Annotated in this window: 16 protein-coding genes and 1 pseudogene; 16 read left to right on the top strand and 1 reads right to left on the bottom strand. The window is 64.5% G+C overall.

Annotated elements, in window-relative coordinates; all coding sequences use genetic code 11:
- The first annotated feature begins 115 nt into the window (after positions 1-115).
- The 7 genes and pseudogenes from NQL71_RS03950 to NQL71_RS03980 form a co-directional block, all read left to right on the top strand.
- Positions 116-1,612: a coniferyl aldehyde dehydrogenase gene (locus NQL71_RS03950; protein WP_274642344.1), complete on the top strand. Its 1,497-nt coding sequence runs from the start codon at positions 116-118 to the stop codon at positions 1,610-1,612.
- Positions 1,613-1,666: 54 nt separating this feature from the next.
- Positions 1,667-3,319, top strand: a complete 1,653-nt coding sequence (locus tag NQL71_RS03955) for a methyl-accepting chemotaxis protein (protein WP_046818012.1) — start codon at positions 1,667-1,669, stop codon at positions 3,317-3,319.
- A gap of 160 nt (positions 3,320-3,479) precedes the next feature.
- Positions 3,480-5,048: an amidase gene (locus NQL71_RS03960; RefSeq protein WP_274642289.1), complete on the top strand. Its 1,569-nt coding sequence runs from the start codon at positions 3,480-3,482 to the stop codon at positions 5,046-5,048.
- A 2,150-nt stretch (positions 5,049-7,198) separates the two neighbouring features.
- Positions 7,199-8,908: an FAD-binding protein gene (locus tag NQL71_RS03965; RefSeq protein ID WP_274642290.1), complete on the top strand. Its 1,710-nt coding sequence runs from the start codon at positions 7,199-7,201 to the stop codon at positions 8,906-8,908.
- 8 nt (positions 8,909-8,916) lie between these two features.
- Positions 8,917-10,617, top strand: a complete 1,701-nt coding sequence (locus NQL71_RS03970) for an FAD-binding protein (protein WP_274642291.1) — start codon at positions 8,917-8,919, stop codon at positions 10,615-10,617.
- Entirely contained in the window at positions 10,614-11,396 is a 783-nt protein-coding gene (locus NQL71_RS03975) for a glucose 1-dehydrogenase (protein ID WP_248686420.1), read from the top strand. The genes NQL71_RS03970 and NQL71_RS03975 overlap by 4 nt, the downstream gene beginning before the upstream one ends.
- Positions 11,397-11,451: 55 nt before the next feature.
- Positions 11,452-11,688, top strand: a pseudogene (locus NQL71_RS03980) (DUF6124 family protein); the annotation flags it as partial.
- Between the two features lie 162 nt (positions 11,689-11,850).
- On the opposite strand, the gene NQL71_RS03985 reads toward NQL71_RS03980, so the two are convergent.
- Positions 11,851-12,636, bottom strand: coding sequence for an enoyl-CoA hydratase (locus NQL71_RS03985; RefSeq protein WP_046817036.1), 786 nt, complete (start codon positions 12,634-12,636; stop codon positions 11,851-11,853).
- Between the two features lie 140 nt (positions 12,637-12,776).
- On the opposite strand from NQL71_RS03985, the gene NQL71_RS03990 reads away from it, so the two are divergent.
- The 9 genes from NQL71_RS03990 to NQL71_RS04030 all read left to right on the top strand — a co-directional run bounded on the left by NQL71_RS03990 (position 12,777) and on the right by NQL71_RS04030 (position 22,874).
- Positions 12,777-13,562 (top strand): SDR family oxidoreductase, encoded by a 786-nt coding sequence (locus NQL71_RS03990; protein ID WP_046817037.1) that lies wholly within the window; start codon positions 12,777-12,779, stop codon positions 13,560-13,562.
- A gap of 56 nt (positions 13,563-13,618) precedes the next feature.
- Positions 13,619-14,587 carry a bifunctional MaoC family dehydratase N-terminal/OB-fold nucleic acid binding domain-containing protein gene (locus NQL71_RS03995; protein ID WP_274642292.1) on the top strand — a complete coding sequence of 323 codons (969 nt, stop codon included), beginning with the start codon at positions 13,619-13,621 and terminating at the stop codon, positions 14,585-14,587.
- A 9-nt stretch (positions 14,588-14,596) separates the two neighbouring features.
- Positions 14,597-15,730 (top strand): acyl-CoA dehydrogenase family protein, encoded by a 1,134-nt coding sequence (locus NQL71_RS04000; protein WP_274642293.1) that lies wholly within the window; start codon positions 14,597-14,599, stop codon positions 15,728-15,730.
- Positions 15,702-16,121: a MaoC family dehydratase gene (locus tag NQL71_RS04005; RefSeq protein ID WP_046817040.1), complete on the top strand. Its 420-nt coding sequence runs from the start codon at positions 15,702-15,704 to the stop codon at positions 16,119-16,121. Before NQL71_RS04000 ends, NQL71_RS04005 begins: the two co-directional genes overlap by 29 nt.
- Positions 16,122-16,138: 17 nt before the next feature.
- Positions 16,139-17,317: a lipid-transfer protein gene (locus tag NQL71_RS04010; RefSeq protein WP_046817041.1), complete on the top strand. Its 1,179-nt coding sequence runs from the start codon at positions 16,139-16,141 to the stop codon at positions 17,315-17,317.
- A 10-nt stretch (positions 17,318-17,327) separates the two neighbouring features.
- Positions 17,328-18,497, top strand: coding sequence for an acyl-CoA dehydrogenase family protein (locus tag NQL71_RS04015; protein WP_274642294.1), 1,170 nt, complete (start codon positions 17,328-17,330; stop codon positions 18,495-18,497).
- 65 nt (positions 18,498-18,562) lie between these two features.
- Entirely contained in the window at positions 18,563-19,768 is a 1,206-nt protein-coding gene (locus NQL71_RS04020; RefSeq protein ID WP_248686421.1) for an acyl-CoA dehydrogenase family protein, read from the top strand.
- Complete coding sequence (locus NQL71_RS04025) at positions 19,765-20,907, top strand: acyl-CoA dehydrogenase family protein (RefSeq protein WP_274642295.1); 1,143 nt, start codon at positions 19,765-19,767, stop codon at positions 20,905-20,907. Before NQL71_RS04020 ends, NQL71_RS04025 begins: the two co-directional genes overlap by 4 nt.
- Positions 20,908-21,191: 284 nt before the next feature.
- Complete coding sequence (locus tag NQL71_RS04030) at positions 21,192-22,874, top strand: class I adenylate-forming enzyme family protein (protein WP_274642296.1); 1,683 nt, start codon at positions 21,192-21,194, stop codon at positions 22,872-22,874.
- The last annotated feature ends 32 nt before the right edge of the window (positions 22,875-22,906 follow it).

Here is a 22,906-nt window from a genome sequence, read left to right on the forward strand (position 1 = left end):
TTTCGTATGGCCAGTATTGGGCGTTTGCAGGCCTTGAACATCGTCTCAACGGACTAACGCTAATGCACGGCCTCGTCCGATTGGACGAGGCGGCACAGGCGTGCGCGAGGCTAGGGTGGCGCCAGGCGCATCGGGCGCTCACCGGCCATCGAGCCAACCTGCAAAGGGGATAACAATGAGTTCAGCCACGTCTTCGGTCCGCGACCTTTCCAGCCTGCTGGCACGCCAGAAAGAAGCCTTTGCCGGCGCCGGCGGAGTCAGCGCCGACACCCGTCGCCAGCGCCTGCAGCAAGTGATCGACCTGTTGGTCGACAACCATGAAGCATTGACCACGGCGATCGACCAGGACTTTGGCGGACGGCCTGCCGGCTTTTCCCTGATGAATGACGTGCTCGGCGCCCTGGCTTCGCTCAAATATGCCCGCGACCATCTGCAAGGGTGGATGCAGGACGAACCGCGCGAGATGTTTGCCCCCTATGACCAGCTTGGCGCCAGGGCCTGGGTCATGCACCAGCCCAAAGGTACGGTAGGCATCCTGGGCACCTGGAACGCGCCGCTGTACACGTTGTTCAGCCCCCTGGCCTCTGCGCTCGCGGCGGGCAACCGGGCCATCCTCAAACCGTCGGAAGTGGTGCCGCGCACCGCTGAATGTGTAGCGCGCCTGTGCGCCGAACACCTCGACCCGCTGGTGGTGGCGGTGGTCAATGGCGGCCCGGAGCTGGGCGAGGCGTTCAGCAGCCAGCCTTTTGATCACCTGGTATTCACCGGCAGCACGGCGATTGGCCGGCGGGTGATGGGCAATGCCGCGAAGAACCTGGTGCCGGTGACCCTGGAGCTGGGCGGCAAATCGCCAGTGATCGTCTCGTCCAGCGCTGACCTGAACAAGGCCGCCTTCAGCATCGCCGTAGGCAAGGCCGGCAATGGCGGGCAGATTTGTATCACCCCGGACCTTGTGTATGTGCCCAAGGCCCGTCTCGAATCCTTCCTCGATGCGCTGCGCAGTGCCTATCGTGACCTCAACCCGACGGTGGCCGGCAACCCGGATGTGGTGGCAGTGGTCAACCAGCGCCATCTTGAGCGGGTCGAGGGTCTGGTCGAGGACGCGCAATTACGCGGTGCGCGCATCGAGTGCCTGCCCGAACCCCTGGCCGTGGATGCCCAAGACCGTCGTCGTCCGTTGCGGGTGGTGGTCGATCCGGCGCCGGACAGCCTGATCATGCACGAGGAAATCTTCGGTCCGGCCATGGTCGTGCTGGGCTATGACGCCCTTGATCAGGTCATCGCGCAGATCAACGCGAGGCCACGTCCGCTGGCGCTTTACTACTTCGGCGAGGATGCGCAGGAGCAGCGTCATGTACTGGAGCACACGCTGTCCGGCGGGGTCACCCTCAACGATGTGATGATGCATGCCGCCCTGCACGATGCGCCGTTCGGTGGTATCGGGGCCTCGGGCATGGGCCATTACCATGGCCGCGAAGGCTTTCTCGAATTCAGTCACCTGCGCACGGTGTTCAAGGCCTCGGCCCACGACCCGCGCCGTGAATGGGGCCTGTTGCCACCTTATGGCGAGCACTATCTGGCGGCGATGCTGGCCGGGGTCACTCGCGACTAAATCCAGCGTGGGGTGCCTCGCGCCCCATCCGCTGCATGAGACAGGCCATTGATCATGTTCAAGGCAATTACTATTGCCCAGCGCCTCTGGCTCTGGGCGCTGTTGGCCACTTTGTTGTTTGCCCTGGCGGTGCTGTTGGGCGCTTATGGTCTGCAGCAGGCGCGCGACAGCCTGCGGGCCATCAACGAGGACAACTTGGCGACTTTGCTGATGTTTGGTGACATCGAACATCGCCTCGGTGAAAGTCGTCGCCAGGTTTTGCTGGCGATCCAGCAAGACCCGGAAGGCCCGCTGGTGGCGGCGTTCGACCGTCCGGTGGAAGCCACCCTGAGTGCCATCGAAAGTAACAATGTGGCACTGGCGCAGATCTGGGCGAGCTATCGTCAACGCTCATTGAGGGGGGAAGAGCAGCAGGCGGCTGATGCGTTCGAGCGGCATTACCAGGCGTGGCAGGACGAGCTGGGTATTCTTCTGGAGTCCTTTCGCGTCGGCGATTTTCGCCTGCCGGGCATCTTGTCCTTTCTGCGCATGGCTGAGCCTCAGGGCGATGCCGCCGTGGCCGAGCTGAGCAAGCTGCAGGCACTGCAGAAGGTTCGCGCAGCGCAGGCCTACGAGTCGGCGCAGTATCGCTATCGCTCGACGTTGCTGGCTTACCTGGCGCTGGCGGTGGTGGGCGGGCTGGTGGGCAGCCTGACTGCGTTTTCCACTCTGCGCCGGCTCAAGCGTGCCTTCGCCCAGGCCGGTGCCTGCGTGCGGGCCATCGCCAGTGGCGATCTGGCGCAGCCAATCGAGATCAAGGGCGGCGACGAATTCGCGCTGATGCTGCGTGACATTGCGTTGATGCGTGACGGTTTGCACGGGCTCATTTCGCAAATGCGCGGTCTGGTGCAGCGGGTCAGCCGCGAAGCGGCGCACATGGCCGAATCGGCGGAGTCGGCTTCCACGGCCACCCAACAGCAGGCGGACGCGGTGCGCGGGATTTCCCGGGCGGTGGAGGACCTGTCGGGGTCGATCAGCGAAGTGGAAAATCATGTCGGCGTGTCCCGCGACATCACCCAGCATTCGGCGCGGCGCTCGGGCAAGAGCGAGGAATTTATTCGCGACATGGCCCAGGAGATGAACCGCATCAGCGATGTGATCAGCGACACTGCCGTGCATATCCGCCAGCTTGAAGGATTCTCCGGAGAGATCAGTCATGTGCTCAAGGTGATCCGCAGCATTGCCGAGCAGACCAACCTGCTGGCGCTGAACGCCGCCATCGAGGCCGCGCGGGCAGGGGAGGCGGGACGTGGGTTCGCCGTGGTCGCCGACGAGGTTCGCCTGTTGGCCCAGCGCACCGCCAGCTCGATTGGCGAAATCGACCTCACCGTGCAGCGCATCCAGGAAGGCACGCTGGCGGTGGTCGACGGCATGGGGCGGGTGGTCAGCCGGGTGCGTGACGGCGTCAACCTGGCCCATGAGGCCGGCGATTCGATGGCGCAGATTCGCAGCGGCACCGATGATGTGATCCGCAGTGTGGACACCATCGCTACGGTGATCACCGAACAGGTGCGGGTTACACGGGAAATGGTCATCAGGGTCGAGAGCGTTTCCAGCGGTACCGGTGCGCTGTCGGCCAATGCCGGGCGCAGCGCGGTGGCCGCCGCGGACCTGGAGCAACTGGCGCGGGCTCTGGATCAGTTGTCGGCACGTTTCAATGTTGCTTGAAAAGACACCGCATTCACTGTGGGAGCGAGCCTGCTCGCGATGAGGTCACCACAATCAACATCAATGTTGACTGATCCATCGCTTTCGCGAGCAGGCTCGCTCCCACAGGGCGTAAGACCTGAACACTTTAAAAACCCACAAACAGGGCGCGATCACTACCATGGATAACCACGAAAACGCACCACTCAACTCCACCACCGGCTGGCCGCGCCGCAGCGTGCTCAAGGCCGGTGCCGTGGCGGTCGGCGTCGGGCTTCTGGGGCGTTTTGCCGACGCTCGCGCGGTGGGACTGTCGGCCAGCGACTATCAGGCCATGGACGCCTGGGCCATGAGCCAGGCGATCCGCAGCGGCGAACTGAGTGCCGAGGACCTGTTGGCGGCGGCGCTGGCCCGCTACAACGAGGTCAACCCCAGGGTCAATGCGGTGAACATGCTGCATGAAACCTACGCGCGGACCTTGCTCACCCAGCGCCGCGCCGCCGGCACCTACAACCAGGGCACCCTGGCCGGTGTGCCGCTGCTGTTCAAGGACCTGAACACCACGCTACAAGGTACGATCACCAGTAACGGTAGCCGGATGTTCAAGGATTCACCGCCCGCTGCCCGCACCAGTACCCTGATCGCCCGCTACGAGCAGGCCGGTGCGGTGCCGTTCGGCAAGACCTCATCTCCCGAGTTCGGCCTGACCACCACCACCGAATCCCTGGCCTGGGGCCAGACTCGTAATCCGTGGAACCTGGCCATGAGCGCAGGCGGTTCTTCCGGTGGCTCGGCCGCTGCGGTGGCGGCGGGGATCGTTCCGGTGGCCCATGCCACGGATGGCGGCGGTTCGATCCGCATTCCCTCTTCGTACTGCGGCGTGGTCGGGCTCAAGCCGACGCGCTATCGCACCCCCAGTGGGCCGCTGCATTTCGAAGGTTCGTTTGGCGCCAGCGCAGCCAATGTGGTGTCGCGCACGGTGCGCGATACCGCGCTGTTCCTCGATGCTGGCCAGGGTCATGAGGCGGGCAGTGCCTATTGGTGCCCACCGTTGATTCGGCCTTATGTGGAAGAGTTGCAACGTGATCCGGGCAAATTGCGCGTGGCCGTGGTACGCCAATCGCTGACCGGCGCCCCGTTGGACCCGGCGATTGCCGCCACGCTGGAACAGACCATCCAGCAACTGTTGGGCCTTGGGCATCAACTCGACGAATTGACGCTGGGCATCGATCCGCGCCAGTTGTTCGGTGCCCATGGCACTGCGCTCGGCATGGCGTTGCGTGTGCAGATCCGTGACCGCGAGCAGGTGCTGGGGCGGGCTGCCACGGTTGAGGATCTGGAGAAGATCACCTTGGTCAATCTCGAACGCTCGAAAGCGACCAGCGGCGAAGACCTCTACCGCGCGCGTCAAGCGTTCGAGAGTATTGGCGCGACGATGGAGCAGCACTTCGAACGTTACGACGTGATCCTGTCCCCGGTCACGAGCAGCCTGACCCCGAAGCTGGGTCTGTTGTCGCTTGACCAGCCCTGGGACAGCTACGCCCACCAGGCCATGGGCAGCGCCGGTTTCACCGTGATAGCCAACGTCAGCGGCCAGCCGGCCATCTCGCTACCCCTGGGCCAGAGCGACGACGGCCTGCCGATGGGCATGATGTTCACCGCGCGCCTGGGCGGCGAAGACGTCCTGCTGCGCCTGGCCAGCCAGCTTGAGCAGGCTCACCCGTGGGCCGCCAGACGCGCCACGCTTTAACCCACCCCCGAACTTGGCGGTGTGTCAGGCGAGGGAGATGCTGGCTGTGTCGGCCTTATCGCTGGCAAGCCAGCGCCTACAGGTTTACTGGTCGCTGGCGGAATTTGCGTCTGGCCTAATCCTCTGTAGGAGCCGGCTTGCCGGCGAAGGCGGTGTGTCAGGCGATGGAGATGTTGGCTGTGCCGGACTCATCGCTGGCAAGCCAGCTCCTACAGGTTTACTGGTCGCTGGCGGAATTTGCGCCGGGCCTAATCCACTGTAGGAGCCGGCTTGCCGGCGAAGGCGGTGGGTCAGGCGATGTAAATGTTGGCTGTGCCGACCTCTTCGCTGGCAAGCCAGCTCCTACAGGTTTACGGGGCGCTGCCGGGATTTGCGCCTGGCCTAATCCACTGTAGGAGCCGGCTTGCCGGCGAAGGCGGAGGGTCAGGCGATGGAGATGTTGGCTGTGCCGACCTCATCGCTGGCAAGCCAGCGCCTACAAGTTTACTGGGCGCTGCCGGGATTTGCGTCTGGCCTAATCCTCGTAGGAGCCGGCTTGCCGGCGAAGGCGGTGGGTCAGGCGATGGAAATGTTGGCTGTGCCGGCCTCATCGCTGGCAAGCCAGCGCCTACAGGTTTACGGGGCGCTGCCGGAATTTGCGCCTGGCCTAATCCTCTGTAGGAGCCGGCTTGCCGGCGATGGCAGTGGGTCAGGCGATGGAGATGTTGGCTGTGTCGGCCTCTTCGCAGGCAAGCCAGCTCCTACAGGTTTACTGGGCGCTGGCGGAATTTGCGTCTGGCCTAATCCTCTGTAGGAGCCGGCTTGCCGGCGAAGGCTGTGGGTCAGGCGATGGAGATGTTGGCTGTGCCGACCTCATCGCTGGCAAGCCAGCGCCTACAGGTTTACTGGGCGCTAGCGGAATTTGCGCCGGGCCTAATCCTCTGTAGGAGCCGGCTTGCCGGCGAAGGCGGTGTGTCAGGCGATGGAGATGCTGGCTGTGCCGGCCTCTTCGCTGGCAAGCCAGCTCCTACAGGTTTACTGGGCGCTAGCGGAATTTGCGTCTGGCCTAATCCTCTGTAGGAGCCGGCTTGCCGGCGAAGGCGGTGGGTCAGGCGATGGAGATCTTGGTTGTGCCGGCCTCATCGCTGGCAAGCCAGCGCCTACAGGTTTACTGGGCGCTGGCGGAATTTGCGTCTGGCCTAATCCTCTGTAGGAGCCGGCTTGCCGGCGAAGGCGGTGGGTCAGGCGATGGAAATGTTGGCTGTGCCGGCCTCATCGCTGGCAAGCCAGCGCCTACAGGTTTCCGGGGCGCTGCCGGAATTTGCGCCTGGCCTAATCCTCGTAGGAGCCGGCTTGCCGGCGAAGGCGGTGTGTCAGGCGATGGAGATGTTGGTTGTGCCGGCCTCATCGCTGGCAAGCCAGCTCCTACAGGTTGCCGGAATTTGCGCCGGGCCTAATCCTCTGTAGGAGCCGGCTTGCCGGCGAAGGCGGTGGGTCAGGCGATGGAGATGTTGGCTGTGCCGGCCTCTTCGCTGGCAAGCCAGCTCCTACAGGTTTACTGGGCGCTAGCGGAATTTGCGCCGGGCCTAATCCTCTGTAGGAGCCGGCTTGCCGGCGAAGGCGGTGGGTCAGGCGATGGAGATGTTGGCGGTGCCGGCATTATCGCTGGCAAGCCAGCTCCTACAGGTTTACTGGGCACTGGCGGAATTTGCGTCTGGCCTAATCCTCTGTAGGAGCCGGCTTGCCGGCGAAGGCGGTGGGTCAGGCGATGGAAATGTTGGCTGTGCCGGCCTTATCGCTGGCAAGCCAGCTCCTACAGGTTTACTGGGCGCTGGCGGAATTTGCGTCTGGCCTAATCCTCTGTAGGAGCCGGCTTGCCGGCGAAGGCGGTGGGTCAGGCGATGGAGATGTTGGCTGTGTCGGCCTCATCGCTGGCAAGCCAGCTCCTACAGGTTTACTGGGAGGTCAGGCGTGGGAGATGTTGGCTTTCGCGGGCAAGCCCGCTTCCACAGCGGAGCGCATGATTGACAGGGTGTGCACGACCACCCACCCCCTAGTCCACTTTGACGATGAGCCCGTCCCCCCGCAGCCCCGATCATGGGCTGCACTCCGCCAGCGCACCCTGCGTGGTCGGCGGTTTCTTCCTGACCTCAGCTAATGGCATAACAACAATGACGGCTCAAGTTCAGTCTCAGACCCACTACGACGTGATCGTCGTCGGTTCGGGCGCAGGTGCGATGACTTCGGCGGTGTTCCTCGCCGACCAGAGTATGCGCGTGCTGGTGGTGGAGAAAAGCGACCAATACGGCGGCACCTCGGCGATCTCCGGGGGCGGTATCTGGATCCCCAACAATCACTACTTCGCTCGCCAGCGTGGCAACGACAGCTACGCCACGGCGCTGACCTATCTCAAGGCCGCGGCAGGCGAGCATGTCGATGAAACGCGCTTGCGAGCCTACCTGGACAACGCGCCGAAGATGATCGAACAGCTCACCCGAATCAGCCGGGTGCGCTACGCGGTGGCGGCGAAATACCCTGATTATTATCCGCACCTGCCGGGGGCGCTGCCCGGTGGGCGGACCCTCGACCCGGAGCTGTTCGACACCAGCCTGTTGGGTGAGGAACTGGCGAACCTGCGCAAGCCGTCGCCTTCAACCCTGCTGATGGGGTGCATCGCCTGGACCGCACGCGATGCGCACAAGGCCATGGCCCGCAGTTTTGGCTGGCGCCTTTTGATCATGAAACTGATGCTGCGCTACAAGCTGGACTTCAAATGGCGGCGCAAGAGCAAGATGGATCGCCGGGCATCCCTGGGCAGTTCGCTGGTGGCTTCGTTGCGCCGCTCGCTGATGGACCGCGACGTACCGCTGTGGCTTAACACCGATTTCTGCGGCCTGGTCACCGATAACGGTCGGGTCAGCGGCGTCACCGTGCGGCGTGACGACGCCGAGTTGCAACTGCAGGCGCGCCTGGGGGTGATCCTGGCCTCCGGTGGCTTTGAGCAAAACCAGGTCCTGCGTGACCAGTACCTGCCCAAGCCGACCCGCAGGGCCTGGAGCGCGACGCCGCCGGGCAATAACACAGGCGCGGCCCTGGAAGCCGGCATCGCCCAGGGCGCGGCCACCGCGTTGATGGATTGGGCCTGGTGGGCACCGACCATTGCCGTGCCGGGAGAAGACAAACCCCGGGGGATCTTCGCCGAACGTGCGTTCCCCGGCGCCATCGTGGTCAACGGTCTGGGCCAACGCTTTGTCAACGAAGCGGCGCCGTACCTCGAATTCGTCGACGCCATGCACCAGGACAACCAGAAAACCGGCGGCAAGTCGGTGCCGGCCTGGGTGATCTTCGACGCGCATTTCCGCTTCAACTACGCCATGGGTCCGTTGATGCCGGGCCAGATCATGCCCGACAGCCGCCTGCGCAAAGAGTGGCTCAACAACCTGTACTGGAAGGCTGACACCCTGGTCGGCCTGGCCCGGCAGATCGGCGTCGACAGCGCTGGCCTGGAGGCCACCGTCAACAAGGTCAACGGCTATGCCGAGAGCGGCGTGGACCTCGACTTCGCCCGTGGCGGCAACGTCTTCGACCGCTATTACGGCGACTGCAACATCAAGCCCAATCCATGCCTGGCGCCGCTGCGCAAAGGCCCGTATTACGCCATGCGCCTGGACGCCGGGGACATCGGCACCAAGGGCGGCCTGTTGACCAACGAACATGCCCAGGTGGTGCGCGATGACGGCTCGACCATCGCCGGCCTGTACGCCATCGGCAACTGCTCGGCGTCGGTGATGGGCACCAGCTATCCGGGCGCCGGTGGCACCCTGGGGCCGGCGATGACCTTCGCTTATGTCGCCGCCAACCACCTGGCCAGCCAGCGATAGGAGGGAGCATGTCAATGTCCGATAACCTCCCCAGCACCGACGTGTTGCCGCCGTTGCAAGTGGCCGATGGCGACAGTGTGACCTGGGATGAACAATGCGACGTGCTGGTCGTCGGCTGGGGTGCGGCCGGTGCCTGCGCCGCCTTGGAGGCTCGCGCCCAGGGTGCCGACGTACTGATCGCCGACCGTTTCACCGGCGGCGGCGCCAGCGCCAAGAGCGGCGGGGTGGTGTACGCCGGTGGCGGCACGCGTCATCAACAGGCGGCGGGTTTCAACGACAGCCCCGAAGCCATGTTCGATTACCTCAAGCACGAAACCCGGGGTGTGGTCAGTGACGATACCCTGTGGCGCTTCTGTGCCGACAGCGTGAGCAACCTGCAGTGGCTGGAAAGCCACGGCGCACCCTACGCCCACCAGATGCCACCCGGTGGGGGCAAGACCTCATACCCGCCCGACGGCTACTTCCTCTATTACTCGGGTAATGAATTGGTGCCCGACCACGGCGGTCCCTTGCCGCCTGCACCACGAGGGCATCGCACCGTGGGCAAGGGGCAGGGCGGCGCGGTGCTGTTTGCCCATCTCAAGGCCGCGTGCCTGAAGGCCGGAGCGAAGACGCTGTTGCAGGCGGCGGCGCGACGACTGGTGACCGATGCCCAGGGGCGGGTACTGGGCGCCGAGTTCTGGTGCATGCCCGAAGCCAGCAAGGAAGCACAGCTGCATGCGCGACTGGCTACCCGCGCCGAACGCTTGCAGAACTTCGCCCCCGGCTATTGCAACAAACTGCGCCAGAAGGTCTGCCAACTGGAACGGGATTTCGCCCAGCCTCGCCGGGTGCGGGCGCGCCAGGGGGTGATCCTCAGCACCGGCGGTTTCATCTTCAATCGCCAGTTGCTCGAACAGCACGCGCCGAAGTTCCGGCGCAATTTCAAGGTCGGCGCCACCGGCTGCGATGGCAGCGGCTTGCGCCTGGGCGCCAGTGTAGGCGGCCAGGGCCGCGGGCTTGAGCGGGTATCGGCATGGCGCTTCATCAACCCGCCATACAGTTGGCACAAAGGCATTGTGGTCAATCGCGAGGGCCGGCGCTTCTGCAATGAAGAAGTCTACGGCGCCACCCTCGGCCAACCCTTGATGGAAGAGCAGGGCGGCAAGGCGTGGCTGGTGCTGGATGCACCGCTGCGCAAGAAAGCCATCCGCGAAGCGCTGTTCGGCGGCTACTGGTGGTTCCAGAGTTTCCCGGCCCTGGCGCTGATGCTGTTCAAGGTGCGCAAGGGCAAGAGCCTGACCGAGCTGGCCAGTGCGACGTCCATGGACCCCGCCGTGCTGCGCGACTCGGTACTGGCCGCCAACGCCGCCGCCCGTGGCGAGGCGCCGGAGCCGTTCGGCAAGTCCGAGGGCGGGCGCCAGGTGCTTGAACAGGGGCCGTTCTATGCCTGCGATATCTCGGTGACCAATCCGGTATTCCCCCTGGGCGCCCTGACCCTGGGCGGCTTGCGCGTGGATGAGCGCAGCGGCGCGGTGCTGGACTCGCAAGGCCAGGCCATCAGTGGCCTGTACGCGGCCGGTCGCAGCGCCCTGGGCATCCCTTCGCACCTGTACATCAGTGGCCTGTCCCTGGCCGACTGCGTGTTCTCCGGCCGTCGAGCCGGTGCCGCCGTCGCCCGCGCGCACAACCAGCAACCGCAAACCACCCACGCACACGAGATAACATGATGACCCTCGATCAAACCAACAAGAACGGACGGGTCCACGGCAAGGTTGCACTGGTCACCGGCGGCGCCAGGGGTATCGGCGCTGCCAGCGCGCGCCTGCTGGCCGCCGAAGGTGCCCAGGTGCTGATCAGCGACCTGGACGTCGAGGCCGGCCAGGACCTGGCGGCTGAAATCGGACCGACGGCCGCCTTCATCCGCCACGACGTCAGCAGCGAAGACCAGTGGCGCCAGGTCATCGACCATGTGCGCGAGCGCTACGGTCGCCTGGATATCCTGGTCAACAACGCCGGCATCCTGATCGCCGGCTCGATCGAGGAAACCAGCCTGGCGGATTGGCACAAAGTAATGCGCGTGAACGCCGACAGCGTGTTCCTGGGCTGCCGTGAAGGCATCGCGTTGATGAAGGACAGCGGAGGTTCGATCATCAACCTGTCGTCCATCGCGGCCCTGGCCGGGCGCGACGATTACCTGGCCTACAGCGCTTCGAAAGGGGCGGTGGCGGCATTGTCGCGCTCGGTGGCGGTGATGTGCCGGCGGCGCAAATACCGCATCCGCTGCAACACCCTGCACCCCGACGGCGTACTCACCGACATGACCCGCGGCGGCTTCCCCGAAGGCGTCGACCCCAACCGCCTGACTATCGACAGCGACCCAATGAACCGCATGTGCCGCCCCGAAGACGTGGCGGCCAGCGTGTTGTTCCTGGCCAGCGATGAGGCTCGGGCGATCAATGGTGTTGAATTGCGTGTTGATAGTGGGCAGATGGTGATGAGTATCTAGCGGCTTAGGTGGCCCCGTGGGAGCCAGGCTTGCCGGCGAAGAACGATGACGCGGTGTCACAGTCAAACCTCGCAAGCTTTGCACCATGTTCATCGTCAACCCGGAGCTCGATACCGAAACCTTGCTGGCCCACGCCTGTGAGTCGCTGGCTTCGGCCAATGTCATGACGCTGGATCTGGCGGATCATATGGCAGGGACCAGTCGCAATTCCCTGCTGGGGATTGCCCAGGTCATCATGCTGGGGGAACTGGCGGTGAATCGGGCGCTGGATCGGATTGATCGGGCTGTCTAGAAGATCAAAAGATCGCAGCCTGCGCTAGCTCCTGCAGGGGAACGCAAAACCTGCAGAAACCCCTGTGGGAGCGAGCCTGCTCGCGATGGCGGTGGGTCAGCCAACAGAGAAGTTGAATGGCTGGCCCCGTCGCGAGCAGGCTCGGCTCCCACAGGTTTTTTGCTAGTACCCCTCAAACCGCGCCGGACGTTTTTCGATAAACGCCTGCATGCCTTCCTTCTGATCCCGTGACGCAAACAGCAGCGCATTAGCCTTGCGCTCCAAAGCCAAACCAGCCTCCAGCGGCGCATCCATGCCAGCCAGGATCACTTCCTTGATCTGTTCGGCAGCCAGGGCCGGCATCGCGGCGATGACGCGCGCCAGTTCCAGGGCGTGGGCCTGGACCTGGTCATCGTCCACCAGGTCGCTGACCAAGCCGGCGACCCAGGCGTCCTCGGCGCTGATCGGTTGCCCGGTGAGTGCCATGCGCATGGCCTTGACCTTGCCCACCGCGCGCACCAGGCGTTGGGTGCCGCCGATGCCGGGCATGATGCCGATGCGGATTTCCGGTTGGCAGAAGCGTGCGCTGCGCCCGGCGACGATCAGGTCGGCGTGCATCGCCAGCTCGCAACCGCCGCCGTAGGCGTAGCCGCAGACCGCCGCGATCACCGGTTTCGGGCAGTGCTGGATCGGCCCCCAGACCCGTTCGGTGTGGCGCTTGTAGATATCGATGGCACCGACCCCGGCCATGCTGTTGATGTCGCCACCGGCGGCGAACACCTTGTCACCGCCGGTCAGGACGATGCAGCGCACGTCGGGGTCGATCGCCAGCTCACTGAAATACCGCGACAGCAGCGCCTGCAATTCCAGGCTCAAGGCATTGGTCGCTTGCGGGCGGTTGAGCCGCAGCAGGGCCACGCCGGGCAGGGGACGTTCGAGCAGAACCGGTGCAGCGGATGAGTCGGACATGGGCATCTTCGAAGACCAGGCAAGGTGTGAATGGCGCCAGTGTCCTGTTCACGGCGCTGAATTTTCATCGTCCGTTCAGACGTAGTTTAGCCCCAGGTTCGTCCCTAGAGTGGCTCTTGTCAGTAGAAAAGGAGCACATGATGGAGCTGCATTCGGGTCTTGATTACAGCGGCAAGGTGGTGCTGATCACCGGTGGCACCAAAGGCATCGGCGCCGGTATCGCGCTGGGATTTCTCGCTGCGAACGCACGGGTGATCGTCTGTGCCCGGCGCGAACCTGAGCAGGTGCCGACAGTGGGTGGCAAGCGCGCAACCTTCATTGCCACTGATGTGCGCGACCACGATTCCCTGCAACGCCTGTTCGCCACCATCGAACGCGACTTTGGCCGCCTCGACGTGGTGATCAACAACGCCGGCGGCAGCCCTGCCACCGACGCGGCCACGGCCTCGCCGCGGTTTCACGAAAGCATCATCGGCCTGAACCTGATCGCGCCGCTCAATGTCGCCCAGCACGCCAACCGGCTGATGCAGGCGCAGACGCAGGGCGGTTGCATCGTCTTCATCGGCAGCATCAGTGCCCTGCGTTCCTCACCAGGCACCGCCGCCTACGGCGCGGCCAAGGCCGGGGTGCTGGCGCTGGTGCAATCGCTGGCGGTGGAGTGGGGGCCCAAGGTGCGGGTGGTCACGGTCAGCCCGGGACTGGTGCTGACCGATCAGGCACATCTGCACTACGGCTCCGAAGCCGGCATCGCCGCCGTCGCTGCCGGCATTCCGGCCGGGCGCATGGCGGTGGCCGAAGACATTGCCAACGCCTGCCTCTACATCGCATCACCGCTGGCCGGTTACGCCAGCGGTTGCAACCTGTTGCTGCATGGCGGTGGTGAACGCCCGGCATTTCTCGGCGCCGCGCAGGTGCTGCCCACCTGATCGACCTATTGCGGCGACCGGGTTCGGTGGCCGCCTTCAATGTGAAGGAGACGACTTTGGCTGATCCACAATTGCTATCCAATGTGCGCGCCCTGGTGGGGCGCGAGTACGGCCGCGTGTACGCCTGGGACGAGGTCAATGCCCCGATGATTCGCCAGTGGTGCGAAGTCATGGGCGTGGACAACCCGCTGTACACCGACGCAGGTTTTGCCCTGGGCACCCAACATGAGGACCTGATCGCGCCGCCTGCGATGCTGCAGGTGTGGACCATGGAAGGCCTGCACGCCAACAACTATCCGCCTGGCTCCACCGACGAGAACCCTTACGAGGTGCTCAAGGAAATGGAAGCCTACGGCTACGCCTCCACGGTGGCGGTGAACTCCGAGCTGAGCTTCACCCGCCCGCTGCGCCTGGGGGAAAAGCTTTACTACACCACGCGCCTGGATTCGGTGGGCGACGAGAAAACCACCGCCCTGGGCACTGGCTTTTTCGTCACCCTGGTGATGAGCCACTTCGTCGAAAAAGCCGGCGGCGACGAGCCGGTGGGCGAGCTGCTGTTTCGTGTATTCAAGTTCCGCGCGGCCAATGCCCAGGCACCGGCCAAGGTTGAAGCGGCGCCGGCCAAGGCCAAGCGCCCGCTGCCGGGCATCAGCGACGACACCCGGTTCTTCTGGGAAGGCTGCGCGAAGGGTCAGTTGCTGATCCAGCGCTGCACCGCCTGCCAGACCCTGCGCCATCCACCGGCCCCCGTGTGCATCCAGTGCCACAGCTTTGACTGGGACACCCTCGAGGCCAGCGGCCGCGCCACCTTGTATTCGTTCGTGGTGATGCACTACCCCGAAGTGCCGCCGTTCGATTACCCCAACCCGATCGGCCTGATCGAGCTTGCGGAGGGCGTGCGCCTGATCGCCGGTCTGGTCGGTGTCGAGCGTGACCAACTGCAGATCGGCCAGCGTTTGCAGGTCGAGTTCCAGACCTTCGATGACCAACAGACCCTGCCGATGTTCCGGCCGGTAGAGGCATAGGAGCCATCCATGGATTTCGAATTGAGCGAAGACCAGCGCGCCATTGCGCAGATGGCCGACGGCCTGTTTGTCGACCATTGCCATGACGAGTACATGCGCCAGTGGGACACCAGCGGCGAATCGATGATGGCGCCTCTGTGGGCGCTGTGCATCGAGACCGGGCTGCACGCCCTGGCCATTCCCGAAGAGCACGGCGGCAGCGGCCTGGGCATGACCGAGCTGATGCTGGTACTGCAGGCTCAGGGCAAGGCCCTGGCCCAGGTGCCGTTGTGGCGCCATCAATTGGCGGCCGCGACCCTGGCCCGTTTCGGCGCGGGCGACAGTGCCGGGTGGGTGGCCAAGGCGGCGTCCGGCGAGGCGCTGCTGAGCCTGTCCGTGGATGGCTTGAGCAGTGCTCGGGGCATTGAGTTGCAGGCGCAGGCGAACCCCGGGGGCTGGTCGATCGATGGCCGGGTCGCGGCCTTGTCCCTGGGTGACCAGGCCAGCGCTGCACTGGTGCTGGTACAGGCCGAAGGGCAGCCGCGCCTGCTGTTGCTCGACCTGGCGGCCCCTGAGATTCGACGGGTGTCGGCGGTGCTGACCCATGGCGAAGCCGCCGCGGACCTGCACATCGAAGGCTTGACCGTGAACGCCACCGCGTTGTTGCCGGTCGAGGCCGTCGCCTGGCTGGAGCTGCGTTGCACAGCGGCATTGGCAGCCCTGCAACTGGGGGTTAGCGAAGAGCAGATTCGTCGCACCGTGGCCTATGTCAGCGAGCGCCGGCAGTTCGAGCGCGTCATCGGCAGCTTCCAGGCGGTGCAGATGAGCATGGCCGACACCCATATCGCCGTCGAAGCCTTGCGCACCACGCTGTGGCAATTGGCCTACCGCATCGATGCCGACTTGCCGGCGCCCAGTGAAGCACTGGCCACGGCCTGGCTGGCCTGTGAAGCGGGGCACCGCATCGGCCATATCGCGCAGCACGTGCATGGCGGCATCGGCGTCGACCTGACGTACCCGATCCACCGTTTTCTCTACTGGAGTCGCGGCCTGTCCCTTGCCTTGGGTGGCTCGGCGGCAAACCTGGAACGCCTGGGCGACTGGCTCAACGATAACGACAAGCTGGGATGGAAATATGACCTCGAAGAACACCAAGCGCTTTGAAGACGTGCGCCCCGGCGAAGCACTGCCGGAGCTCGCGGTGCCAATCACGGTGACCCTGATCAACGGCGGCGCGATTGCCACCCGTGACTACTTCCCCGGTCACCACGACGCCGAGGCGGCCCGTGCCCTGGGTTCGCCCCACGTGTTCATGAACATCCTCACCACCAACGGGTTGGTGCAGCGGTTCATCGAGCAGTGGGCCGGGCCGCTGGCGCAGTTCACCGCGCTGAAAATCAAGCTCGGCGCGCCGAATTATCCCGGCGACTGCATGACCTTCAACGGCAGCGTCAGCGCACTCGACGCCGATACCCGCTCGGTGGAAATCACCTTGAGCGGCAAAAATTCCATGGGCAACCACGTGACCGGCACGGTCGCGCTGGTCCTGCCCTGACAGCCGGAGAGACACAGATGACTGATTCATCGATTTCCGGGCGCGCCGCGATCGTTGGCCTGGGCGCGACCGAATTTTCCAAGAACTCCGGACGCACCGAACTGCGCCTGGCCATGGAGGCCACCTTGAGTGCGCTCAAGGATGCCGGCATCGACCCGTCCGAGGTCGAGGGCTTCAGCTCCTACTCGGTGGACAAGGTCCCGGAGTACGAAATCGCCCGTTTACTCGGCTGCAAGGACGTCAAGTTCTTCTCCCAGGTACCCCATGGCGGTGGCGCGGCCTGCGGGCCGGTGATGCACGCGGCGATGGCGGTGGCCACCGGGGTGGCGAAAGTGGTGGTGGTCTACCGGGCCATGAACGAGCGTTCCTGGTATCGCTTCGGCACCGGCAACTACGGCTTCGCGGCGTCGCCGATCTTCGACAACGTCAACTACGGCTGGTACATGCCCCACGGCTTCCATACACCGGCCGCCTGGGTCGGCATGTTCGCCCAGCGCTACATGCACACCTATGGTGCCACCAGCGAAGACTTCGGCCGGATCGCGGTGGCTGCGCGGGATTTCGCCGCGACCAACCCCCAGGCGTTTTTCCACGGCAAGCCGATCACCCTGGAAGAACACCAGGCCTCGCGCTGGATCTGCGAACCGCTGCACCTGCTTGATTGCTGCCAGGAGTCTGATGGCGCCGTGGCGATGGTCATCACCTCGGCCGAACGCGCCCGTGACCTGCGGCAGAAACCGGTGAGCATCAAGGCCGGTTCCCAAGGCATCAGCCACGGCCAGCAGAGCATGACTTCATTCTACCGCGACGACATCACCGGGCTGCCGGAAATGGGCGTGGTCGCCCGCGAGCTGTATCGCCAGTCGGGCCTGGGCCCTGAATCGTTCCAGACCGCGGTGATCTACGACCACTTCACCCCGTTCGTGCTGCCGCAGCTCGAAGAGTTCGGCTTCGTCAAACGCGGTGAGGCCAAGGAATTCATCCGCGCCGGGCACCATGCCCGTGGCGGCAAACTGCCGATCAACACCCACGGCGGGCAACTGGGCGAAGCCTACATCCACGGCATGAACGGCATCGCCGAAGCGGTGCGCCAAGTGCGTGGCACGGCCGTCAACCAGGTGGCAGATGTGCAGAACGTGCTGGTCACCGCCGGTACCGGCGTACCCACCAGCGGCCTGATTCTCGGCGCAGCCTAAGGAGCAGCAGATGTTCGTCGACCTCACTCCCGAACAACATGCCCTGCGCCACAAGGTGCGGGACTATTTCCAGGCCCTGATGACCAAGGACATGCGCGAGCAGTTGCGCGGCAAGGAAGGCGGCGAGCTGTATCGCCAGACCATCCGCCAGATGGGCCGCGACGGCTGGCTCGCGGTCGGCTGGCCCAAGGCCCATGGCGGCCAGGGCTACGCCGCCACCGAACAGTTGATTTTCTTCGAAGAAGCCAACATCGCCGGTGCACCGCTGCCGTTCGTGACCATCAGTACCGTGGGCCCTGCCTTGATGGCCCATGGCAGCGAGCTGCAGAAAGAGCGTTTCCTGCCCGGGATCGCCGCGGGCGAAATCATGTTCGCCATCGGTTACTCCGAACCCGACGCCGGCAGCGATCTGGCGGTGCTGAAAACCAGCGCTCGCCAGGACGAAGAAGGCTTTTTGGTCAATGGCAACAAGCTGTGGACCTCGGGCGCCGAATCGGCCGATTTCGTCTGGCTGGCGGCCCGTACCGATCCGACCCAGGCGCGGCACAAAGGCATTTCGCTGCTGATCGTCGATACCACGACGCCGGGTTTCTCCCACACCCTGATCCACACCGTCGGCAATCCGACGGCGGCCACTTACTACGACAACGTGCGGGTGCCCAACGAGATGCTGGTGGGCGAGTTGCACGGTGGCTGGAAACTCATCACCTCGCAGTTGAACCACGAACGCCTGGGCCTGGGTACCTGGTCGGACAAGGTGGTGGCGCTGTTTCGCCGGGTCTACCTGTGGGCGCGGGCCCGCGATGAACAGGGCCGTCGGGCGATGGACAAGGCCTGGGTGCGCAGCTCGCTGGCCGAGTGTTATGCGCGCCTGGAGGCGATGCGCCTGATCAACATGCGCATCGCCGCCGACCTCGAGCTCGACCGCATGAGCGTCGCGCTGAGTTCGACCACCAAGGTGTTCGGCTCGGAGTCGGCCATCGAGATCCTGCGCAAGCTGGCGGCGATCGTCGGTGCCAATGGCTCGATGCGCAGCGGTTCGGCGGCGACGCTGTTGGAGGGTGACCTGGAGTATGAGTTGCGCTCTGCAACGACCCTGACCTTTGGCGGCGGCACCAATGAGATCCAGCGCGAACTGATCGCCCAGTTTGGCCTCGGCATGCCGCGCACCCAACGCTGACGCTCGTCCATCAACAACAAGAACCGTACTCGCCCCGGCTCCGGGGCGGGTCGAAGGGGACTTTCATGAGCACTATCGAGCAATTTCGCCAGGACACCCGTGCCTGGCTGGAGGCCAACTGCCCGCCGTCGATGCGCACCGGCATGGCTGAAGGCGATGTGGTGTGGGGCAGCCAGAACCCGCAGTTTCCCTGTGAAGACGCGCGCCTGTGGTTCGAACGCATGCGTGACAAGCGCTGGTTCTGCCCCGAGTGGCCCGAGGAATATGGCGGCGCGGGCCTGAGCGATGAACAACTGGCGGTGCTGGAAAGCGAGATGCGCCGCCTCAAGTGCCGGCCGCCGCAGATCAACCTGGGCATCTGGATGCTCGGCCCGGTGTTGTTGGCCTACGGCAGCGAGCAACAGAAACGCGACCTGCTGCCGCCAATTGCCCGCGGTGAAGTGCGCTGGTGCCAGGGCTTCTCCGAGCCGAACGCCGGCTCCGACCTGGCCAGCCTGAAAATGGCCGCCCGCGATGCCGGTGACCACTTTGTGGTGGATGGCAGCAAGATCTGGACCTCCTACGGCGACAAATCCGACTGGATGTATGCCCTGGTGCGCACCGACTTCAGCGCACCAAAACACGAGGGCATCAGCCTGATCGTGCTGGACATGCGCAGCCCCGGCGTCAAGCCGCAACCGATCGATCTGATCAGCGGCAAGTCGGCGTTTTGCCAGGTGTTCTTCGACAGCGTGAAGGTGCCCAAGAGCCAGTTGATCGGGCCGTTGAACGGTGGCTGGAACCTGGCCAAGTACCTGCTGCAGCACGAACGCAAGGCGATGTCGAAATTCGGCGAATTCAGCCTGCCGTCGCACTTCGACCTGCTGGCCCTGATGCGCGAGTACGTGCCGGCGCCACAGAGTCAGAGCGAGCACGCTTTGCAGGCGCGGGCCACGGCCTGTGCGATGAACGAGCAGGCCTACAACCTGACTGTACAGCGCATGGGTGAAGAGGCGCGGGCCGGCGATGACATCGGCGGCCTGATGTCGATCATGAAGCTTACGCACACCGAACAGGAGCGCGACAAGTTCGAAGTGCTGCTCGATGCCATGTCCGGGCATGCCTTCGGTTGGGAAAGTGCGACGTTCAGCGAGCAGCAACTGGCGGTGACCCGCTCCTGGTTGAACAGCTATGCGCTGACCATTTCCGGTGGGTCTTCGGAGGTCCAGTTGAACGTCATCGCCAAGCGTGTGCTGGGCTTGCCCGACGCAAAAAAAGGAGTCACCCCATGAGCCTGCGTTATAACGATGACCAGCGCCTGCTGGCCGACAGCGCCCGGGACTTTCTCGCCGCCCGCAGCCCAGTGAGTGCCCAGCGTCGACTGCGCGATGAGGCGGTAGCCCTGGGTTTCGACCCGCAACTGTGGCGTGACGCGGTGGGGCTGGGCTGGAGTGCGATCGCCTTTCCCGAAGCGTTCGGTGGCCTGGATTTCGGTTGCAAGGGCCTTGGGCCGATCTTCGAATCCATGGGCCGTAATCTGTCGGCCACGCCACTGTTGTCCAGCGTGGTACTGGGCGGTTCGCTGGTGCAGCTGGCAGGCAATTCGGCGCAGCAGGCGCAGTGGTTGCCAGCGCTGATCGGTGGCGAACAGCGCCTGGCCCTGGCCGTTGACGAACAGTCGCGCCATGACCCGCGTCGCATTGCCCTTGAGGCCAAGGCCGAAGGGCAGGGCTATCGCTTGCACGGCGACAAGTTCTGGGTGGTCGACGGCCTCGGTGCCGACGCCTATGTGGTGGCGGCGCGCACCTCCGGTCAGCCGGGTGAGACCCAGGGCATCAGTCTGTTCCTGGTGCCGGCCGATACGAAGGGTTTGACCGTCAGCGCGCTGGCGCTGATCGATTCGCGCAACTGCGCGCGCCTGCAACTGGACGGCGTGCAACTGGGCAGCGATGCGCTGCTGGGTACTTTGGGTGAGGGCTGGGCTGCGCTGGAAACCGTCCTGGACCGAGGTCGCACCTGTCTGGCCGCAGAGCTGTTGGGCATGGCCGAGCAACTGTTCGAAACCACCCTGGAGTACCTCAAGACCCGCGTGCAGTTCGACACGCCGATTGGCACCTTCCAGGTCCTGCAACACCGCGCCGCGCAACTGTACGTCGACCTGGCGCTCAGCCGCAGCGCCCTGATGGCCGCGCTGGCGACCCTGGACGACGCCAGCCTCGATGCCGGGGCCCGCGCTCGCCTGGTCAGCCTGGCGAAATGGAAAGCCGGTGACACGGCGATCAAGGTCGCCAACGAAGCGGTGCAGATGCACGGCGGCATTGGCGTCACCGATGAACTGGATGTCGGCCTGTACCTCAAGCGCGTGCGCGTGGCGCAGAGCTGCCTGGGCGACCGGGATTTCCATTGCGAACGCTACGCCACTAACGCGTAGGAGCCTGGCTTGCCCGCTCCCACAAGGGTTGCTGGTGTCCCCAACAGGTGAGTACGACTCACCACCCTGTGGGAGCGGGCTTGCTCGCGAAAGCGGGGTGTCAGGCAACGAGGATGTTGAATGTGCCGGCCTCTTCGCGAGCAGGCTCGCTCCCACATGGAATCGGAGGGGTACCCGGCATTTGAGTACGACGCAACACCCCTGTGGGAGCGAGCCTGCTCGCGATAGCTGAGTGTCAGGCGCCCACTCCCACAGGTTTTTCGGCTGTCCTGGAGAAAACAAAAATGAGCATTGAACGCTGGCAAACCGCGTGGCGCGAACTGATCGCCCCCGGTGCTCCGTTTGAAGTGGTAACGCCCGATGACGGCGCTCCACGTTACTTTCGTCACGCCGCGCACGACTTGCTGCAGGTGTTCGACGCCGGTCGGGTTCACGGTGACCGTGAATTTCTGGTCTGGCAGTCACAGCGCCTGACCTTCAACCAGTTCTTCGATCAGGTCGACCGCCTGGCCGGGCAGATGGTCGCCCGTTTTACCCTGCAACCGGGCGAGCGGGTGGCGATTGCCATGCGCAACCAGCCGGCGTGGCTGGTGGCCTTCGCCGCGATCGTGCGCTGTGGCGCGGTGTGTGTGCCGCTCAACAGTTGGGGCCTGCGCGACGAGTTGCAGTATGCGTTGCAGGACAGCGGTTCGCGCCTGTTGTTGTGCGACGAAGCGCGTCTGAAAACCCTGCACGAAGACCTGGCCCGCGAGCAGCGCGCCACCATCGTCGTCGGGGCCGAGGAAGCAACGTTGCCCGAGTACTGCCTGCGTTTCGAGGACTTGATCAGCGCTCCGGCACTACCGGTACCCACTCTTGAAATCGATCCTGACGCGCCGGCTCTGATCCTCTACACCTCGGGCACCACCAGCCGCGCCAAGGGCGCCGTGTCGAGTCACCGGGCCATTTGCCAGGCGCTGTTTGCCCTGGATTTCCAAGGCGCGTTTTGCGCCATGAGCTCGCCCGAGCGTATCGGTGTGGTGCTCAACAGCGGCTATCCACCCACCACGCTGGCGGCTGTGCCGCTGTTCCATGTCAGCGGCTTGCATGCGCAGTTTTTGTCGGCATTACGCGGCGGTCGGCGCTTGATGCTGATGTACAAGTGGGATGTCGAACGTGCCATCGACCTCATTCGCGATGAGCGCTGTACCCAGTTCAATGGGGCGCCGGTGATGATGCAGCAACTGCTGGCGTCACCCCGTTTTGGCGGCGAGCAAACCGTTAGCCTGTTCGGTCTCGGACTGGGCGGCGCAGCGTCGTCCGCCGGGGTACTGGACGACATGCTCAAGCTCAAGCCTGACGTCATCGGCGGTGCCGGGTATGGCCTGACCGAAAGCAATGGCATCGGCGCGGCCATCGGTGGCGATCCGTTCGTGTACAAGCCGCAGGCAGCGGGTTGGGCACTGCCGATCGTCGATATCCGTATCGGTGACAGCCCTGATCAGCCCCAGGCGGCGGGCACTCGCGGGGTGATCTGGTTGCGTTCCCCAACCTTGATGAGCGCCTACTGGAACCTGCCCGAAGCCACTGCGCAAAGCCTGCGCGACGGTTGGCTGGACACTGGCGATATCGGTTACCTCGACCAAGAGCAATTCCTCCACATCACCGGCCGGGTCAAGGAGTTGATCAACCGCGGTGGCGAGAAGATTTCCGCCGCGGAAATCGAAACCTGCGTCCTCGATATGCCCGGAGTCCTGGAGGCGGCGGCGTTCGCCATTGCCGACCCGCTGCTGGGCGAGACGGTAGGGCTGGCCGTGCATGGCCAGGCCTCGACACTGCCCCAGGAGGCGCAGATCTGCGCATTCATCGCCGAGCGCCTGGCCGCTTACAAAGTGCCGGCGCAGGTCTTTCGGGTTCGCGAACCCTTGCCCCGCAATGCCACCGGCAAGGTGCTCAAGGCACAGCTGCAAGAAAAGTTGGGCGCGTAACACCGCCTTAGTCTTTCCGGACGATGTCCGGG

The sequence above is a fragment of the Pseudomonas serbica genome, assembly GCF_028823535.1.
Taxonomy (GTDB): domain Bacteria; phylum Pseudomonadota; class Gammaproteobacteria; order Pseudomonadales; family Pseudomonadaceae; genus Aquipseudomonas; species Aquipseudomonas serbica.

What these genes read in the sequence shown, in the direction of transcription:
- NQL71_RS03955 (WP_046818012.1), top strand. Translation starts at nt 1,667, where the DNA reads ATGTTCAAGGCAATTACTATTGCCCAGCGCCTCTGGCTCTGGGCGCTG.
- NQL71_RS03960 (WP_274642289.1), top strand. Translation starts at nt 3,480, where the DNA reads ATGGATAACCACGAAAACGCACCACTCAACTCCACCACCGGCTGGCCG.
- NQL71_RS03965 (WP_274642290.1), top strand. Translation starts at nt 7,199, where the DNA reads ATGACGGCTCAAGTTCAGTCTCAGACCCACTACGACGTGATCGTCGTC.
- NQL71_RS03970 (WP_274642291.1), top strand. Translation starts at nt 8,917, where the DNA reads ATGTCAATGTCCGATAACCTCCCCAGCACCGACGTGTTGCCGCCGTTG.
- NQL71_RS03975 (WP_248686420.1), top strand. Translation starts at nt 10,614, where the DNA reads ATGATGACCCTCGATCAAACCAACAAGAACGGACGGGTCCACGGCAAG.
- NQL71_RS03985 (WP_046817036.1), bottom strand. Translation starts at nt 12,636, where the DNA reads ATGTCCGACTCATCCGCTGCACCGGTTCTGCTCGAACGTCCCCTGCCC.
- NQL71_RS03990 (WP_046817037.1), top strand. Translation starts at nt 12,777, where the DNA reads ATGGAGCTGCATTCGGGTCTTGATTACAGCGGCAAGGTGGTGCTGATC.
- NQL71_RS04000 (WP_274642293.1), top strand. Translation starts at nt 14,597, where the DNA reads ATGGATTTCGAATTGAGCGAAGACCAGCGCGCCATTGCGCAGATGGCC.
- NQL71_RS04005 (WP_046817040.1), top strand. Translation starts at nt 15,702, where the DNA reads ATGACCTCGAAGAACACCAAGCGCTTTGAAGACGTGCGCCCCGGCGAA.
- NQL71_RS04010 (WP_046817041.1), top strand. Translation starts at nt 16,139, where the DNA reads ATGACTGATTCATCGATTTCCGGGCGCGCCGCGATCGTTGGCCTGGGC.
- NQL71_RS04015 (WP_274642294.1), top strand. Translation starts at nt 17,328, where the DNA reads ATGTTCGTCGACCTCACTCCCGAACAACATGCCCTGCGCCACAAGGTG.
- NQL71_RS04020 (WP_248686421.1), top strand. Translation starts at nt 18,563, where the DNA reads ATGAGCACTATCGAGCAATTTCGCCAGGACACCCGTGCCTGGCTGGAG.
- NQL71_RS04025 (WP_274642295.1), top strand. Translation starts at nt 19,765, where the DNA reads ATGAGCCTGCGTTATAACGATGACCAGCGCCTGCTGGCCGACAGCGCC.
- NQL71_RS04030 (WP_274642296.1), top strand. Translation starts at nt 21,192, where the DNA reads ATGAGCATTGAACGCTGGCAAACCGCGTGGCGCGAACTGATCGCCCCC.